Source organism: Aetokthonos hydrillicola CCALA 1050, from assembly GCF_017591665.1.
GTDB lineage: Bacteria > Cyanobacteriota > Cyanobacteriia > Cyanobacteriales > Nostocaceae > Aetokthonos > Aetokthonos hydrillicola.
In genome coordinates this window covers 1-17707 of sequence record NZ_JAAKGC010000067.1, presented here as the reverse complement: position 1 = coordinate 17707, position 17707 = coordinate 1, and the positions used below count along the sequence as shown (strand labels likewise).

Here is a 17707-nt window from a genome sequence, read left to right as displayed (position 1 = left end):
GAAGCGCTTCCCAAATCCCCGCCCCGCTCTCCGCCAGGGGTTTTACTTGCCTCAATTTTCAATTCCAAATTTTGTTTAAGTGCAAATAATCTTTCTTAAGTAAACGCTGCAACAGAAACGCATATTTAATCGTTTCATGCGTTAATCGTCGTATTTTTTACTCCCAAAACAATGCAACTTAATTTAACAGCATCCAGGTTAGAAACACGCTTTTTTTCTGATACACCAAACCAAAATGAACTTGGTGTATCAGAACCAAAACCTTTACTTACTCAATATGTTCAGCCTTACACAGGCGCTCGCATCCCAGAAATCATACCTTTAGTACTAGGAAAACCCATCTTTATCAATGGTTTTCATCAGCCCACAAATGGCAGGTCTGGTTGTGGCGAATTTGAATTTTGTCTCGTCAGTATCAATCGCCTTACGGGTAAGCGTAATAGATTGTCTAGCTTCGAGCATAAACGCCTTGTTATCGATTCAGCGGCATTTGCTCGTGAATCAGGATTTTTCCCTCAATTCGATGGACACTTACCCGCCGAAGAATACGCTGCACATCTTAGGAAGTGGGCTGGATTAACTAACCTGCTTGCAGGAGTTACCCAAGACTATATGTGTGAGAAGGCTGTTCTTGAACTGAACAATACCACTGTAGCCCAGCAACAACAAAAGACGATCGCCCGCTACGATGAACTGCTCCTTCTTCTCGAAGACTCTGGCATATACTTGATGCCTGTTCTTCAAGGCTACGAGCCAGAAGAATACGTACAGTGCATCAAATTATATGGTGATCGCCTCCTACCTGGTATGTGGGTGGGCGTGGGCAGCGTGTGCAAGCGCAATGGCAACCCTCGCGCCATCTTGGAAGTATTGCAGGCGATTAAAGGTGAGCGGCCTGATCTTCAGCTACATGGTTTTGGACTGAAGAAAGAAGCGCTGGGTGTTCCTGAAATTCAAGAACTACTTTTCAGCGCCGATAGTGCTGCCGCTGGTTTATCCAAGGGGAGGAGCAGTGAAAAATACAAGGGAAGCAACGATCCGATTACAAATCTGGAGTATGAGAAGCTAATTTACGAATCGTATCTGCGAACGAGCAATACACAAGAGCAAGAGCAGGCTTGTTATCAGGCGATCGCTCGTATCAATGCATCAATCACTCGAATCAAAAAACGAGGCAATAACTATCAAGACTTTAAGGAACCTAGCGGCACACTATACAATTTTTATAGAGATAAAGAACGTAAAGTTCAAACAACACAATATCGATTTAAGGTGAAAGTAAGCGGCAAGTGGAAGACGATTTCGTATCATGTTTCCCCAGACCAATTACCACTTGTTGAAAGCGCTATTAATTCAAAAAAAGGCTCTCATCATATTGTGACTCAAATTTTCAAGAAGACTTGGGAATGGGGTTAGATAAAGCTTTTTAAAAGACTGAAATTGCAAAATTTTTACTCAAATGAGATTAAACAAATGCCACTACCTTTGTTCATGCCCAACCAGTTCTCTTCTGTGCCTGTTTTTCAGACCCACAAACTCGATCTCCCCGCTTGTTGCCCTGTTTCCAAGAATCCTCAGCCAGGAAGTTATATAGAGATTAGATATAAACCTAAAGATAAGCATTTGGAAGTGTACAATCTTGAAAGGTATATAAACAGTTTCGTAGGTGGCCTGAAATGCCCAGTAAGTGGTGAAATCACAGTACGTGAGATGGAGTCAACGATCCAGAAAATTAGTCAGCATTGCGCGAATATTGTTAATGTTATGGTTAGAATTAGAGCGTCTTTGGTGCTTGATTGTGGGTCAATGTTATTGACATGTAGAGCTTACCCACCACAGTTAGGCGATCCACAGACATAAAGTTTACAAATTGAGCAAGAATATTACTAGAAATGTTACTGCTTCCCCAAAAATGCGAGAAGCCAGGATTTCAAGAGCAGTTCTTGCATCAGCTTCCAAAATCAAAAACCTCGTAAGTACGCATAAATTTGAATTTTAGACCGTTTGCATAAAAAGTCGAAATACGTAGATAGTTTTTTGGTTAGCGATCGCATCCAGAAATGTTGTGAATTAATTTGTAGCCTATAGACAGTAACCAACACAATATTAACAAGTACTTCAGTCTAACCTTAAGTTATCAAAAACGTAAGTAATATCACATATTTATTTTTCGAATCTCTGATATTGGGCTTCATTTCAATAACTTGTGCGCTGCTGCCTTGTTTGGAGAGTTTTTCGATATTTGCGAATTAAACTCGTCCCTTACATTCCGATAAACATCATTTTGGAATGCTGAAAGTTATTGCTAATTTGCCGATTGTTGTAAAAAGAGGTGATTTTATGCACGTTTTACATTTCATTGTAATCAACGCTGAGAGTCCACAACAAGCTTGCAATGATGTTGATTGTTTTCTTCAAAAGAACACTGATAATTTTGGATACGAATATTTCACTGTTATAGGTTGCGTGTCTGAGGATGAGCACTATGTACATGACGAAAATGGGATTAAAGACATATCCGAATTGAACTCGATCAGTAAACTTAACGATTACTGTAAACAAAATTTTCAAATGGATAAAGTCTTTACTGAGAAAGCTATCCAAGCTATGGAAAAGTTTAGGTGTGGAGCAGAAATGACCCAGGATGATTGGTGGAATATAAGAATTTTTGCTGGTTTTATGGAAAGAACGTTCGGAAAAGACTTGGAACGTTTTGATATATTACAGGACACATTTCTTGAATATGACTTCCAATCTGATGGCGTTACGGCTTTGTCCATGATAGGGGAGGGAGTTAACAAATATGTAGTATTTGTTGAGTTTGCTGTCTAATGTACAGGCAATATGCTGAGCTTAGTCGCCGTTTGCAGAGCAACAACTGGTTAAGCTAAATTTTCGACTGATGAAGAGCGATCGCCCCCTTTCAAGGATGAGCGATCGCACTCAATTCACCCAAAAATATCAGCGTGAGTTCCGGTTGCGACAAGACGCAGCACGCCGAGTTCTTTTTGGTACAAAAGAATCCAGTCTCCATATATATGGACATCAAAAAGGTTTTTGTATCCCAGTAGAGGATGGTTGCAGTTAGACCTTGGCAACTGAACTCCCTTTTTTAGCTTGTCAAGGACTTGATCCAATTTGTCCAATTTGTAAGGACGCTTGCTCATTCTTTTGATGCCCTTGCAAAATAGCTTTGTTTGAACCACTGTAGTCATGATGGGGTTACAAGTATTTGACTATATTGCCGAGACGGTTGTGCAAAGTGCCAGCAGGACTATGAAAGGTAAAAAACGCCTCTTCATGATTTAAGCCATAACTTTTTTCAATGTACTCTCGATTTTTCTCCATCTGATTATCAAAGTCACAGCTACATCTACTTTTGTGACTACAAAATGGGCATAGAAGGGGACATAATATTTCCTCTTCTTCCAACCTAAATGAGTCAGCCTTACTTGGTAGCTGCTCAATGTCAGAAAGATGAAAATTGAGCTTCAGGTCATCAGGGTTAAATCTGAAAATAAGCTTTTCGTCTGAAGGAACAATTGCAATGGTTTGACCAAGCCACGATTCTGCGGTACTCTCCGCTTGTTCCATAGATGGTGCATCTATTAATAATCGCGCCTTGGTTGTGACTCGGATTTTCCACATGACATCAAAGATTCTGTTTCGGGAACGAGATCTATCCTTGGTGATCGAAACAATCTCGTTTTCTATATCTAAATTAGGCTCTAGGTTTATTCGAGGGTCAATACAGATGAAGCTTAGATGATTAAGTAAGTCGGTTTCCCATAGTTTGTCGATTTCATAACCACTATACGCTGCATCAGTGTATATTTGCTGATATTCAACATTTTCAACAATCAGAAAAATACTCATGACTATTTATTGGGGATAGATTGTAGTGCGATCGCTTGTAAAGGCGGTCGCGTTTCCAGGCAGCGGCTGAGGGTATTCATGATGAATTCCCCCAGCACGTGGACTATACGTGCGTTTGAAGTTTTGTTAGCACCGAAGCTAAGGTATGTTAAAATGTACAAAGGATTGACATTGCCAGTATTTTGTAAAGGTGAGCGATCGCGCTTGCGGATGTGATCACTCTCCCCGCTTTATTTACGAGTACTCCTCATCGCTATAGCTTCAGCTATCCTTTTTGACGTAGTATCTTGCGGGTTGCAATACGGCTTAAAAAATACGTATGCAGATTCCACTGGTGATAAATTATAGGCTTTGCTGACCGCATTGCGCCAAGACTCCAATGATTGATCTGAAGTGTGATTACATGTACGGTGGGTTAGTTTGGGTTTAATATCACTTATAAATGAAGCTGGCTGCACAGTTTGCGCAAATGGAATATCCAAAATCTTGATACACATAGTGACAGTTAAACTATGAATTGTGACGTTTGGAGAAATTGGCTTATCCGGAGTCAAGTAAAAATTGTCCTGAAGGTTTTCGAGAATCAAGTCGATCACATGTTGACTATCATCTCCATCGACTGTGGTTGAAAATAATGACTTCTTTTTCGTGGTGATTTGAGATAAATAATACCCATAGTAATGAGAAAGATCTTTGCTCCTTATTGGATTAAAATCGGTATCGACATTAATGAATGGAAAATTTTCTTTTTGTTCTGAAAATAATCTGCTAGCAGATTTAATTTTGTATATAACAGCAGTGTTCAAAGCCTCATTATGGGCATCTATATACTTGTTAGCAGATTTTTTTTGCTCTGATTTAGTTATTGCTTCAAAGGAAATTGACGCTGCGTGTAGCATATAGCTCTCCTAATTTATTGTTGGATTTTCAGGCGATCGTGTAGATGAGCGATCGCGTTTGCAAGGGGAGGTGGGGGATTTGTAATAACTACCCCCACGAATGGAAGTAAGGCTGGCTTCGTATAATTATTTATTCAGGTTTGTATCCTGAATTTCATCTATTTCAAGCTAACCACAAAATTAGCTTTGCCCAATTTCAACTTAATTCAAGATAGGTATAACTTAACTGCAAGATACTGGAAGTGGCTGCCTGAGGGCTATCTACTCAGATCGCACTGAAGATAACCTGCAAGCCATGACTCATATAAAGGATCTGATTCAGGCATTATATGACTGGGCTGTTCTTGGGTATGTGGTATTGTAGAGCCGCTCTCATTGAGAAGAGATTCTCCCGTGTAGAATTCGCATAAGCAGTTAATCCAACGAAGACTTTCTCTAATCTTGTTGTATTCATCAAGCCCATCTAGTTTCAATGAGGAATTGGAAAAACTGTCCAACCCTGAATACCGAGTATCTCGTTTTTCTCTGGTAGTTAAAGGTATATTTCTTTCATCAGAAATTTTTACTAGTTCTTGCTTACTCCTCGCGGAGAGATCTTCAACATCTTCTTCTTTTATCAAAGAAAATATTGAGCTTTGGGTGGCGTTAACAACTCTCGTAATATTTGATAAAGTAATATTATCGTCTAGACATTGCTGAGCTACAGCATCCAGATTTGCTCCTTTGCGATCATATACGTATTGCACCGTTTTGAAGGTAGCGCTATCTACTTTATGCTTTTCCAAGATTCTTTCTTGGATTGAACTAATACTACCCGACATATCATAAGCTTTCTTATTCTGAGATTCCTTGAAGCGCAATAAAGGATTAGTCTTAGAATTAACCTACTTTAATTAAATTACACAAATATTAATAATAGTAAAGAAAAATATTACAGTTATTTGCACAAATATAAGTTTTTACCTTGAATCCCTAAACGGCTCCCACGACAAGGTTTTTAGAAAATAATTTTAAGTTGTATAATTTAAAAACCCATCAAGAATTAAAAATGCTGTGGGTGAACTTGTCGTTCTCATTTCCTTTATTAACCTATGGCTAGTACTCGAAGTATCAAGGCATGTCACCCTGGAATAGACAAAGCCAAAGAAACTCTTAAATTACAAGGCATTCAAAAAAAGCAGCTAGCTGAAAATATACCCCTAAGCGAAGGTACAATTAACAAATTTTTTCAAGGGGGTACTATAGACATTAGGAATTTTAAAGCTATTTGCAGTAAATTGGGTCTTATTTGGCAGGAGATAGCCGGACTGCCCATACCACAAGAAGAGCTAGTTAGTGAAGCACTCCAAAGCGATCGCCCCTCATATGCCACCGACTATGTGGGTTCTAAAAATTTTACAGGTCGTCGAGACACGTTAGCAGCAATCCATCAAGCGCTAGATAAAAAAACTGTGTTGCTATATCTGCGGTTTGTGGACTTGCAGGCGTTGGTAAAACAGAAGTGGCAATACAGTATGCAAATGAACATGAAGCTGACTATCCAGGAGGATACTGCTGGTTAACCCTTGGAGATGCGCCAATGATATCAAAAATAAAGGCTTATGCGCCAGGAAGAGGGATTACAATACCAGATGAGTTTGGCGGGCAGCGCCTCACTGTCAAACAACAAGCTGAGTATTTCTGGAGAAACTGGAAACCGCCAGAAGGTCTGGCACTAGTGATATTAGATGATCTTACCGAAGAAAGCTGGGAAACTTATAAAGAAGCAAAGCCAACAGAAAAACGCTTCAGAGTCTTAATAACTACACGATTGCAAGATTTAGATCCTCGTACCATTGAAGAGATAAATCTAGATGTTTTGTCGCCAGACGATGCGCTGGAACTTTTGTCTAACACTCTAACTGAGAAAGATGACCGCATAAAAGATGAACCACAAGCTGCGCAGGAATTGTGCAAAAATTTGGGTTACCTCCCGTTAGCCTTGGAATTAGTAGGATACTATTTAGTATATGAAAAAGATATTTCTTTGTCAGAAGTCTTGGAACAACTAAAGGCGAATAGACTTGATGATGAAGCTCTTGAGCGAAACCAAGACCCTGGCGCTGATAGTCCCGCTCAGTTAGATGTAAAAGATGCCTTCAAGTTGAGCTGGGAGAAATTTGATTCCGCAACAAGGCTTATAGGTCAGCTACTGAGTTTGTTTGACCCAGTTGAAATTTCTTGGGATACAGTTGAATCCATAAGTGAATCACTCGGCTGGACCGTAACCGATATCAAAAATGCAAAAAAACAGCTTAATAGATTACATTTTATTAAAAAGTTGAAGAAAGACGGCGCTTATTATAACATTCATCCCTTAGTTCGAGACTTCATGGGTATGGAGTTAGAACGTTCTGGACAAGCCGATGATATTAAAGGTGCTTTTGTAGAGTATTTTGTGGCGATCGCTAAAATAATTCCGCGCGCGCCAACTTTAAAGTTAATTCAGTCGGTAAAAGATGACATGCCGCATTTGACTGAATTAAAAGAAAGACTTATTGGCGCAGTTAACGATGAAGATTTAACCCACGTTTTTATAGGGTTAGCACGATTTTATGAGGGACAGGGTTTATATGCGTTAGCCCAACCTTTACTTGAACAAAGTTTATCAGTGATGGGATCACGCTTGGGCGACGATCACCCTGTTGTGACAGACAGTCGCCATTATTTGGCGAAAATTCATCAATTGCAAGGACAGTATTCTCGCTCTGTAAATATTTTAGAATACATATTATCAAAATTAAGGCTTGATGTTGGACATATAGACGCCAAGGTTGCAGATATATTAGGCAGTTTAGGAAATGTTTACTATGCGCAAGGACAATATAAAAAAGCACAATTAATTCACCAAGAAGCCTTAGAAATACAAGAACAAAAGCTAGGTAATCAACACCTTGAATACGCAACGATCCTCGGCAATCTCGCTTTAGACTTTACTGCTCAAGGAAAATATGCAGAAGCCCGAGTACGTTATGAACAAGCACTAAAAATTGAAGAATCTTTTGTTGACAAGCAAGATATCGATACATCAAACACTCTAAATAATCTAGCAGGCGTGTATATACGTTTAGGGCAGTACAGTGAGGCTCAGAAACTTTATGAACAAGCCTTAGAACAAAGAAAGGCCATATTAGGCGATAAGCATCCAGAGGTTGCAGCTAGCTTGAATAATTTGGCATCTGTTCTTCTATACCAAAGCAAATATGATGCTGCACAAGCTCTTTTCAATCAAGTTTTAGAAATACAAAAGTTTCTAGCTAGGGATAAACATTTAGAATATGCAATAACTCTTTCAAACTTAGCGATAATCTATAAGTATAAGGAGAAATATGGAGAATCAGAAGAATTGCATAAAGAAGCTTTAAATATTAAAGAAAAATTTTTCGACAAAGCTCACCCTTCGATCGCAGGTAGTATTTACAATTTAGCAAATGTTTGCGCTTGTCAAAAAAAATACGAAGAGGCCCTGACCCTATTTGAGAGATCATTAGAAATGCGAGAGTCGTTGTTGGGGAATGACCATCCTCACGTAGGTCAAAGTTTAGAAGGTATAGCAAGCGTTTATGCATCTCAAGATCAACGTGATCAGGCGAAACATTACTACCTACAAGCGTTGAAAATTTATGAAAATAAGCTAGGAGAATACCATCCTGAAACACTTAAGTGTAAAGATGAGCTCGCAAAAATCTAATTTTAAAGTATATTTTTCCCCTTGTAGCGGCAATCAATTCTAATACTCGATAAGTGGAGAACGACGTATCGATCCTCATTGAGGACAGCTGCTTAGAATCGCTGGGTAATTATGCCAGGAGAGTGAACATTGAGCTAGTGATCAGTCAAAGAGAGCGATTTTTATTGTCTAGACATTGTTGAGCTACAACATTCAAAGCTGTCCCTTTGCGATCATAGATATATTGGACAGTTTTGAAAGTAGAGCTATCTATTTTGTGAGTTTCTTAGATTTTTTCTAGAACTGAAGCAAGACTACCTGACATATCATAAGCTTTCTATTTCTGGGATTCCTTGAAGAGCGATAGAGAACGAACCCTATAATTAATATATTTTAATTAAAAAACACAAATATTAATAATAATACAGACAAACATTTTAATGTTTTCGCTGAAATGTAATATTTTCTCTATAATTACTACAACATACCAAAACCGGATTTCAATAAAAATGTTTTTAAGTTGTATAATTTAAAAACCCATCAACAATCAAAGTACTGTGGGTGAACTTTACATTTCAATTTCTTTTATCAATATATGGCGAGTACACGAAGCATCAATGCATGTAACGCTGGAATAGATAAAGCTATAGAAACTCTTAAATCAAAAGGCATTCAAAAAAAGGAACTAGCTGAACAAATCCCCTTAAGCGAAGGTACGATTAACAAGTTTTTTCAAGGGGTACCTATAGACACTAGGAATTTTAAAGCTATTTGCATTAAATTGGGTCTTAAATGGTGGGAAATAGCCGGACTGCCTATTCCAGAAGAAGAGCAAGCTGGTGATGTACCCCAGAGCGATCGCTCTATAAACCCCATACAAAACTTAGCTCATCATGGTTCTGCTAATTTCGTTGGAAGAGAGCAAGAATTAAACACGATAGACGAGGCATTCCAGGAATCATCTAAAGTAGTGATCTCTGCGGTAGCTGGCATGGGAGGAGTTGGAAAAACTGAATTAGCAATTCAATTTGCTCGCGAGCATGAGGCTGATTACCCAGGCGGCATCTTCTGGTTGAATGCAAGTGGATCAAATTTAGCTTCTAATATTATTCAGGCCGCCAAGCACCTGAACGTTCCTAAAAAAGACAAAAGTGGAAGGTTAATGAGTGTTGAAGAAAAGGTGGAGTGGTGTTGGCAAAATTGGCATCCACCAGAGGGATTAGTACTTATAGTTTTGGACGATGTTACAGATTTTGATAGCTGTAGTCCCTTTTTCCCCAAAATAAACCGCTTTCGGGTATTGATGACAACAAGACTACGACTTTATGAACCAAACATTATAGACATTCCTTTAGATGTTTTATTACCCGAACAAGCCTTAAAGCTTTTGACAGCATTGATCGGAGATAATCGAGTTAAAAAAGAGCCAGAAACCGCTCGAAAATTATGTGAGTGGTTGGGATACCTCCCTTTAGGGATAGAACTGGTTGGACGGTATATTGTGAAACAACGTCCTAGTTTTAAATTGGAGGAAATGTTACGGCGATTGGAAGACCAGCGATTAAAAGAAGAATCTATCAACCCAGAGGATAAAACATTACAAAAATCGTTTAGTACGGCACAGAAAGGAGTGAAAGCTGCGTTTGAGTTGAGTTGGGAACAACTTGAGCCCCCTGCAAGAAATGTGGGTACGTTACTAAGTCTGTTCGCGCCAGATATTTTTGCTTGGGAATGGGTAGAAACAACAGCGAAAAAATTAAATTGGGAAAAGTTGGATGATGCAAATCAGCAGCTTTATGATCGCCATTTGATAAAATGGTTAGAAGATCCACAAGATTATATTATTATTCATACATTAATAAGAGAGTTTTTCCACTTAAAACTACTTGAAGTACCAGAACAAGCCGACAAAATAAAAGAGGCTTTCGTAGAAACTTTTGTGGAGATCGCTAAGGTAATTCCCAATTTAATTACCCAAGAAATAATAAACTCTGTAAAAAGTATTATACCACACTTAGCCGAGGTTGCACTAAAACACACAGCTAGAATCAAAGATGATAATTTAATTAATTTCTTTAATGGACCGGCTAGGTTCTATCAAGAGCAAGGTTTGTACGTATTAGCAGAACCTTTGTATGAGCAATGTTTAAATATAGTGCGATCACGTTTGGGAGCAGAACATCCTGATATAGCCATCAGTCATAACAATCTGGCTACACTATACCTGAATCAAGGACGCTACAGCGAAGCTGAAACTAATTATCTCAAAGCATTAGAACTTTCGCAACAACTGTTAGGAGAAGAACATCCCATCACAGCCACTAGTTACCACAATTTGGCTGTACTGTACTGTGACCAAGGACGCTACAGCGAAGCTGAGACCAATTGTCTGAAAGCATTAGAACTTTCGCAACAACTGTTAGGAGAAGAACATCCCGACACAGCCGCCAGTTACCACAATCTGGCAAAACTTTACCATGATCAAGGACGCTACAGCGAAGCTGAGACCAATTGTCTGAAAGCATTAGAACTTTCGCAACAACTGTTAGGAGAACATCCTGACACAGCCAACAGTTACACCAATCTAGCTTCATTGTACCGTGACCAAGGACGCTACAACGAAGCTGAAACCACCTTTTTGAAAGCCTTAGAAATCAGGAAACAACTGTTAGGAGAAGAACATCCCGACACAGCCACCTGTTACAACAATCTTGCAGGGCTGCACTGTGATCAAGGACGCTACAGTGAAGCTGAAACCAAGTATCTGAAAGTATTAAAGCTTTTGAAAAAACTGCTCGGAGAAAAACATCCTCTTGTCGCCGCTAGTTATAACAATCTGGCAAAACTTTACCGTGATCAAGGACGCTACAGCGAAGCTGAAACCACCTTTTTGAAAGCCTTAGAAATAAAGAAACAACTGTTAGGAGAAGAACATCCCGACACAGCCACTAGTTACAACACTCTGGCTTCACTGTACCATGACCAAGGACGCTACAGCGAAGCTGAAACCAACTTTCTGAAAGCATTAAAAATTAGGAAACAACTGTTAGGAGAAGAACATCCCGCCACAGCCACCGTTTACAACAATCTTGCTGGACTGTATTATGACCAAGGACACTATAGCGAAGCTGAAACCAATTATCTCAAAGCATTAGAACTTTCGCAACAAATATTGGGAGAAGAACATCCCGCCACAGCCACCGTTTACAACAATCTTGCTGGACTGTACTGTGACCAAAGACGCTACAGCGAAGCTGAAACTAACTATCTAAGAGTATTAGAAATTAGGAAACAACTGTGGGGAGAAGAACATCCTGATCTTGCCCACAGTTACAACAATTTAGCAGGATTGTACCGTGTCCAAGGACGTTATAGCGAAGCTGAAACCAAGTATCTGAGAGCATTAGATCTCGCGCAAAAACTGCTAGGAGAAGAACATCCTGCTACCGCAACCATTTACAACAATCTGGCAAATTTGTACTGTGACCAAGGACGCTACAGCGAAGCTGAAATCTGGTATCTGAGGGTACTTGAACTCAGGCAAAAACTACTTGGAGAGAACCACATTGATATCGCCACCAGTTACAACAATCTGGCGGTACTGTACCGTTACAAGAGACGATACAACGAAGCTGAAACTTGGTGTCTTAAATCACTTGAATTCAGGCAAGAACCACCGGGACAATACCATCCCAACACTGTTACCTTTTACAATAATCTGGCGAGAATATACTATGAACAAGAACGCTACAGCGAAGCTGAAACCTGGTATCTGAGGGTACTTGAACTCAGGCAAAAACTGCTTGGAGAGAAACACGTTGATATCGCTGCCGCTTATAGCAATCTCGCAGGAGTGATCCATGCTCAGGAGCGCTACAATGAAGCTGAAAGCTTGTATCTTAAGGCTTTAGAACTCACGCAAGAACTGCTAGGAGAAGAACATCCTAATATTGCCAAAAATTACAGCGATCTGGCAGGACTGTATAGAGACCAAGGACGTTGCCGTGAAGCTGAAAAATGGTTTTCAAAGTCGCTGGAACTTAGCCAAAAATTTCTGGGAGAGAAACACCTTGATACCGCTGCCGCTTATAACAATCTCGCAGAAGTGATCCATGCTCAGGAGCGCTACAATGAAGCTGAAAGCTTGTATCTTAAGGCTTTAGAACTCACGCAAGAACTGCTAGGAGAAGAACACTCTTATGTGGTCATCACATACAACAATATGGCTATAATGTACCGTGACAATGGTCGCTACAACGAAGCGGAAAACTATTATTTTATGGTGCTGAAGCTTAGACTAAAACTATTGGGAGAAGAACACACTGAAACTGCCAACAGTTACGATAATTTGGCAGTACTGTACCAAAATCAAGGGCGCTACAACGATGCCGAAAACTATTATTTAATAGGGTTGAAACTTAGACTAAAGTTGTTCGGAGAAGAACATTTTAGCAGTGCAATTAGCTATAATAATCTGGGAAGTATATGTCACTCTCAAAAGCAATATATCGAAGCCGAAACTTGGTTTATGAAGGCATTAAGAATTTTCCAAACCCTGGTAGGAAAAAAGCACCCTGAATTTGTTAACAGTTATAATAACTTAACAAGGCTTTACCGTGACCCTGATTTTCCCCGTTAAAGTTCTCTAGAAGAATACAAAGAGAAATGCTGTTGGAAACTTCTAGCTGTAGCGGTTTAAACAACTGGATATAAAAGAACTGTTCTCGACGTTGAAAATAAATCATTACATCGGTTGTTATCGTTCTGAGGCAGAAGCTGAGGCATCACCTTCAACCCATCACACTCATCTCAACTTTATTTATTTTTGCGATGCGATCACTAGATCTGAAACCCGTATGGGACGGTGGTTTGGCATTTTGAACTTAATAGAAAATCTTCGATAAGAAAAAAGTATCTGTCATTAAGCCAGAGTTTTCGCCAGATATAGAAAACCGAATTTTCAATTCTGGATAAATTTGAGATTATACTTGAAAAACAACAACGTATCAGCCTAAGCTAAGCAAAGATTCCAGAGCGAGGAGAGTCACAACCAGTAAACACTAGTCGTGGTATGAGAAGAATAGCGATCGCCCTCCCCTCCCCACTTTAGCCCTACCAGTTAATTTTCACCACAGATAAGCCGATACATTTAAAATGGTCTATAATAGAGGAAAAGATCGCCTCTATTACAGACCATGATAAAATTCCACTTGCGAACTCTCATGGCAGCAAAGGGTTTGTCAAATAAAGAACTTGCTGACTTAATAAATTTCCATGAAGTTACGATTTCTAAGCTCCGCAGCTTACGTATGCCTAGCCGCCTAGAAGATACCACTCTGGATCTATTATGCGCAGCACTTGACTGTCAGCCTGGAGATTTACTGGAATACGTACCAGATGACGAAGACATAGCTGATACAGAACTTGAGGAAACACCTTCCCCCCAACCCTCTAACTCCAGAAGAACGAAAAAAGACAAATCAGCCCAGGGTAAAAATACCAGAGCACTGAGAGCCAGAGCCACTAAAACACGAGTCGCGGTCTGGGAAGATTTGCGATCGCCCCTCACCATAAAGCAAAATGAAAAATCTACTACTTAACCATGACACCCTTCTAAAGTGCTTGATGGACGGAGGTCAGCACAAATATATCGAAGAACATGACTATGAAATCATCTGGAAGATCATAGAAAGCGAAAACTTAAAATTTTATATTACAGACCTCGCAATTCAAAAAGCCCATTTCTGTTGTCGCTTACAAGGTGGTAGTGACTGGGCGAACAAGTTTATCACGAAAATGAAAAGTGATAATAAAATCTGCTTCTTAGAAGACCACCACTTGACCGATACGAGATTGGCACCTGGATATTACGATTTGCTGTTTGAGAATAAAATTGAACTTATTTGTCTAGAAGCCTGGGAGCTTGATGGGATTGTGACGCACGATCCGACTGCTTTCAAGGGCGCAAGCATTAATATCGTGAAACCCTGTGACATTAGATATGATGCTTCAGTAGCTTTGAAGCTCTGGTACGAACACACCCTGGAAGGTAAGAGAAATTTCACTGGCTACGATATGCAGGATGAGACCCTGGTCGGCTTAGATTTGGAAAAATCTAATCTTTCAAAAATCAACGCCGCTGGTGCTGAATTTATTAGCGCTAACCTGAGTCACTGCCGCATGGGAAAAGCTGACCTAAGTCAAGCATGGCTGATGGATGCAAACCTAACTAAAAGCAACCTGCAAAAAGCTAACTTGCAAGGCGCTGATTTATCTGGTGCGATCTGTGTGAAGACAGACTTCAGCAATGCCAATGTCAACGGTGCAAAGTTTGGTAATGCCAATCTAGAAGGCGCTAAAGGAGCCTTAGTCGATTGGACTGGCGTAGATTTATCAGATACTGACACCAGTGCTTTAGATCTTGCAGGAGCAGACCTTGACGAATTTTCAGTACGCAATATATCCAGCACCAATGAGCTTCAGCATGTTCATGAGTTAATCTCCTATAAATCCCCCTCCCCTACCCTGGATCTTGCCACGCTAAAGAAATGGTGGGCAGCATACCCGAATGGGATCAAGGCTCTCTTCTTCCAAAAACAGATAATTGCTGGAGCTGTAATGCATTGGCCGCTCACTGAAGACGCTGCCCTTACGCTTCAAGAGCAGGTTAACGAGGGAGAATTTACTGAGAGCAAGCTAGAAATTTGCTCAGCACAAGAATTGAGAAGGCTTCAAGGCACAAGCTTTTGGTATACCGCAGGGGTTCACTTAAACTGGAGCCTGCGAAACACAGCCAGCTTACAAATTACATATCTATCACTGCTGTTAAGGGAAGCTTTGAGAATTTGGCTTATCAATGAAGGAAAATACATTCCCAAGGATCAGGCAGTTGAAGTGTTCTCGTTCTTCCCTTCCAGGAACAATCCTTCACATAGATTTGGGTTCAACGCACAGCCTGGTCAGGGAGAAAGCTATAAACAATTCCACAAATTGCAGCTTGATTACGATGAATTAAAGTTTCTGCTTCAAATGTTTTCTAAATCCGAGAAAAAGGCTCACTCAAAATCTGGTAGGTAGCATTGGGCAAGATCATGTTACCTTCACGACTTTTAGCCTAGAAGGGTTCTCCAGTTTTGTTGTCTGTAAAATGGAAAGGTGATACACCAATTTCAAGAGATTTTGGTGTATCAAAGAAGCTACTCATTAGCCTGAAGGATTTTGCACCTCAGATTCGTAAATTTTTTCTAGGTCGTCAAGAGCTTGTCTTGCATCTGATAAAGAAATTGCGGGGTCGTCCCACAGTTCTAATTCTAAAAGGCGAACAAACTCGTCATGTGCTGCGATCGCGTTTAATGCTTCTTTAGCATTATTAATTAATGTCAAAAAATCCATACTAACTCCTTTGTTTTGAGCCTGGATACATGGAAATGAACAAATCAACGAATTGATTTGTGCAATTAGGAAATAAAGCCAGAGGCAAGAAAACAGCAGAACTAATAGAATTTTTACAAAAAGAAGTTGATATAAGTTACTTAAACGAGAGTATCTGGCTTCTGAATAGACTTTAATGTCAAAGCAAAAATACAAAAAATCTTTTACGAAATATCAATTTTCTTGACGCTACATTCCAAAAAATGTACCGCTTAAATTAAGAATTTATCATAAGGAAAATTGGAATGAGTTCAAATAATCTATATCAAATATCAGCGATAAAAAGAAATAAACAAGGACTTGAAATCTACAGCGCATCTGTTCCATTTTCGTTTGTAGCCCAACGTTTTACACCTGTAGAAGGCGACGTTCCCCCGGAAAAGCGATCGCAGCGTCTGCTCGACCCGAAACACGCGGCTGACATCCGCAAGTACATTGAAAACAATGAGGATTACTACCTCCCCCCGCTGGTTGTTTCCATCAAAGGTGATGTGAAGTTTACCCCCTTTAAGGATGATGCTTCAAACGGGCTACTTAAAATCCATTTGCGGTCAAAGTATAGCGTCTTGGACGGTCAACACCGCTCGCAAGCTATACGAGAAATCATAGAGAACGAAGAGCTTGCAGCTAAGTTTGAAGATGAAGCGATCACTGTAGACTTTCTATTGAATATTGATCTTCCCAAAGCCCAAACATTATTCAAAGTTCTGAATAACACAGCAAAGCCAGTCTCGAAAAACCTAACGCTGTTCTATGGAGCCGACCCTCTTAGTCAGGCGATCCACGATATTATCAACGATGTTCCCCTATTCTCAGATCAATTCGTAGAGAAAGAGAAGACCAACATTACCAAGAAAAGCCCAAAACTGCTTGTCTATAGATGGCTATACAATGCTTCTAAAAGAATGATGCCTGGTATTAACGAAGAATTTGACACTCAGTACTGTAAAACTTTCTGGCATACCCTCTTCGACATTATTCCGCAATGGCAAGCGGTCTACAATGGAAGCATGACCCCCACAGATGTCAGGAAAGGCTTTATTTGCTCTCATGGGGTGTTTATTGATGCTTTAGGAGACGTTGGAAAGGTCTTAGCTGGCAACTGTAAGGATGAGCCGCTCAAGGTCAGAGACTTGCTCATGCCTCTTAAAGAGATGGACTGGTCTAAGGCGAATCCAGATTGGAAAAACCAAGTTGTTGATGAAAAAGGAAAAATGCTCTCTCGCAGTGGTAACAGGGATTATTTGACAAATTATTTGCTCCGAGTAATGAACTCTGCTGATAAGGGTGCTGCTTTAGCTGCTTAACTTTCCTTCGACTCTTGAGCGAAGGCCGATTCAGTACATCTGAGTCGGCCTTTAGCATTTGCACATAACGTAAAATGAGGTTTCATTAACGGGGTATAGTCCTAAAAAATTCTTTGAAGTTGTTAGAGAAACGGTTTCAGCCATTGCGTGGCGGCTGGGGAAAGTAGCAAAGCTACTTTCCCCCATCAAGGAAGCTTGACTAGCTAACGATGCCAACCTCCTAAATGGTGGGCGGCTAGGCAAAAATGCTAGCAAGTCTTTTCCATCAGCGCGGTGCCTTCAATTCATGAGCAAGCAGCCTAGAGGTGAGCCAATCAGGCTTACAGCATGGGAAGCACGCGGGGACGAGATCCGGTCGGGAAGGCTGCGTCGATTTGATCAAGTTCGGTTTGGGTCAGATTGAGTTCCCCGGCTCCCGCGTTTTCAGCAGCGTGTTCGGGGTTGGATGCTTTGGGGATTGTGAAGAGCGAGGAATGCCGCACCAG

At 40.2% G+C, this 17707-nt stretch carries 14 protein-coding genes; 9 read left to right on the top strand and 5 right to left on the bottom strand.

Translation table 11 applies throughout. The features are described from left to right. Positions 1–171: 171 nt before the first annotated feature. Together G4P69_RS26035 and G4P69_RS26030 are read left to right on the top strand one after the other, a co-directional pair. On the top strand, positions 172–1416 hold the full coding sequence (locus tag G4P69_RS26035) for a deazapurine DNA modification protein DpdA family protein (protein ID WP_208352281.1): 1245 nt from the start codon (positions 172–174) through the stop codon (positions 1414–1416). An 873-nt stretch (positions 1417–2289) separates the two neighbouring features. After that, complete coding sequence (locus G4P69_RS26030) at positions 2290–2832, top strand: hypothetical protein (protein ID WP_208352277.1); 543 nt, start codon at positions 2290–2292, stop codon at positions 2830–2832. 116 nt (positions 2833–2948) lie between these two features. On the opposite strand, the gene G4P69_RS40500 is transcribed toward G4P69_RS26030, so the two are convergent. From G4P69_RS40500 to G4P69_RS26010, 4 genes are all read right to left on the bottom strand, one after another. Continuing rightward, the gene (locus G4P69_RS40500) at positions 2949–3167 is read right to left on the bottom strand and encodes a type II toxin-antitoxin system YafQ family toxin (protein WP_390693094.1); all 219 of its coding nucleotides are present in this window, start codon (positions 3165–3167) and stop codon (positions 2949–2951) included. A 55-nt stretch (positions 3168–3222) separates the two neighbouring features. Beyond that, positions 3223–3876, bottom strand: a complete 654-nt coding sequence (locus tag G4P69_RS26020) for a hypothetical protein (RefSeq protein ID WP_208352269.1) — start codon at positions 3874–3876, stop codon at positions 3223–3225. 230 nt (positions 3877–4106) lie between these two features. After that, positions 4107–4775: a hypothetical protein gene (locus tag G4P69_RS26015; protein WP_208352265.1), complete on the bottom strand. Its 669-nt coding sequence runs from the start codon at positions 4773–4775 to the stop codon at positions 4107–4109. A 257-nt stretch (positions 4776–5032) separates the two neighbouring features. Further along, positions 5033–5596, bottom strand: a complete 564-nt coding sequence (locus tag G4P69_RS26010) for a hypothetical protein (RefSeq protein ID WP_208352262.1) — start codon at positions 5594–5596, stop codon at positions 5033–5035. A gap of 270 nt (positions 5597–5866) precedes the next feature. On the opposite strand from G4P69_RS26010, the gene G4P69_RS26005 reads away from it, so the two are divergent. The 6 genes from G4P69_RS26005 (at position 5867) to G4P69_RS25980 (ending at position 15561) form a co-directional block, all read left to right on the top strand. Further along, positions 5867–6337, top strand: coding sequence for a hypothetical protein (locus G4P69_RS26005; protein ID WP_208352259.1), 471 nt, complete (start codon positions 5867–5869; stop codon positions 6335–6337). Beyond that, positions 6277–8505 (top strand): tetratricopeptide repeat protein, encoded by a 2229-nt coding sequence (locus tag G4P69_RS40305; RefSeq protein WP_208352257.1) that lies wholly within the window; start codon positions 6277–6279, stop codon positions 8503–8505. Before G4P69_RS26005 ends, G4P69_RS40305 begins: the two co-directional genes overlap by 61 nt. Before the next feature lie 574 nt (positions 8506–9079). Then, a complete protein-coding gene (locus tag G4P69_RS25995; RefSeq protein ID WP_208352255.1) occupies positions 9080–13123 on the top strand; it encodes a tetratricopeptide repeat protein in 4044 nt (1347 codons plus the stop codon). 91 nt (positions 13124–13214) lie between these two features. Continuing rightward, positions 13215–13388, top strand: coding sequence for a hypothetical protein (locus G4P69_RS25990; RefSeq protein ID WP_208352251.1), 174 nt, complete (start codon positions 13215–13217; stop codon positions 13386–13388). A 291-nt stretch (positions 13389–13679) separates the two neighbouring features. Beyond that, the gene (locus G4P69_RS25985) at positions 13680–14084 is read left to right on the top strand and encodes a helix-turn-helix domain-containing protein (RefSeq protein ID WP_279606317.1); all 405 of its coding nucleotides are present in this window, start codon (positions 13680–13682) and stop codon (positions 14082–14084) included. Next, positions 14065–15561, top strand: coding sequence for a pentapeptide repeat-containing protein (locus tag G4P69_RS25980; protein WP_208352247.1), 1497 nt, complete (start codon positions 14065–14067; stop codon positions 15559–15561). The genes G4P69_RS25985 and G4P69_RS25980 overlap by 20 nt, the downstream gene beginning before the upstream one ends. A gap of 126 nt (positions 15562–15687) precedes the next feature. Here G4P69_RS25980 and G4P69_RS25975 read toward each other — a convergent pair whose 3' ends face one another. Then, on the bottom strand, positions 15688–15876 hold the full coding sequence (locus G4P69_RS25975; RefSeq protein ID WP_208352245.1) for a hypothetical protein: 189 nt from the start codon (positions 15874–15876) through the stop codon (positions 15688–15690). Positions 15877–16160: 284 nt separating this feature from the next. On the opposite strand from G4P69_RS25975, the gene G4P69_RS25970 reads away from it, so the two are divergent. After that, positions 16161–17222 carry a DNA sulfur modification protein DndB gene (locus G4P69_RS25970; protein WP_208352244.1) on the top strand — a complete coding sequence of 354 codons (1062 nt, stop codon included), beginning with the start codon at positions 16161–16163 and terminating at the stop codon, positions 17220–17222. The last annotated feature ends 485 nt before the right edge of the window (positions 17223–17707 follow it).

What these genes read in the sequence shown, in the direction of transcription:
- G4P69_RS26035 (WP_208352281.1), top strand. Translation starts at nt 172, where the DNA reads ATGCAACTTAATTTAACAGCATCCAGGTTAGAAACACGCTTTTTTTCT.
- G4P69_RS26030 (WP_208352277.1), top strand. Translation starts at nt 2,290, where the DNA reads ATGCTGAAAGTTATTGCTAATTTGCCGATTGTTGTAAAAAGAGGTGAT.
- G4P69_RS40500 (WP_390693094.1), bottom strand. Translation starts at nt 3,167, where the DNA reads ATGAGCAAGCGTCCTTACAAATTGGACAAATTGGATCAAGTCCTTGAC.
- G4P69_RS26020 (WP_208352269.1), bottom strand. Translation starts at nt 3,876, where the DNA reads ATGAGTATTTTTCTGATTGTTGAAAATGTTGAATATCAGCAAATATAC.
- G4P69_RS26015 (WP_208352265.1), bottom strand. Translation starts at nt 4,775, where the DNA reads ATGCTACACGCAGCGTCAATTTCCTTTGAAGCAATAACTAAATCAGAG.
- G4P69_RS26010 (WP_208352262.1), bottom strand. Translation starts at nt 5,596, where the DNA reads ATGTCGGGTAGTATTAGTTCAATCCAAGAAAGAATCTTGGAAAAGCAT.
- G4P69_RS26005 (WP_208352259.1), top strand. Translation starts at nt 5,867, where the DNA reads ATGGCTAGTACTCGAAGTATCAAGGCATGTCACCCTGGAATAGACAAA.
- G4P69_RS25995 (WP_208352255.1), top strand. Translation starts at nt 9,080, where the DNA reads ATGGCGAGTACACGAAGCATCAATGCATGTAACGCTGGAATAGATAAA.
- G4P69_RS25985 (WP_279606317.1), top strand. Translation starts at nt 13,680, where the DNA reads ATGATAAAATTCCACTTGCGAACTCTCATGGCAGCAAAGGGTTTGTCA.
- G4P69_RS25980 (WP_208352247.1), top strand. Translation starts at nt 14,065, where the DNA reads ATGAAAAATCTACTACTTAACCATGACACCCTTCTAAAGTGCTTGATG.
- G4P69_RS25975 (WP_208352245.1), bottom strand. Translation starts at nt 15,876, where the DNA reads ATGGATTTTTTGACATTAATTAATAATGCTAAAGAAGCATTAAACGCG.
- G4P69_RS25970 (WP_208352244.1), top strand. Translation starts at nt 16,161, where the DNA reads ATGAGTTCAAATAATCTATATCAAATATCAGCGATAAAAAGAAATAAA.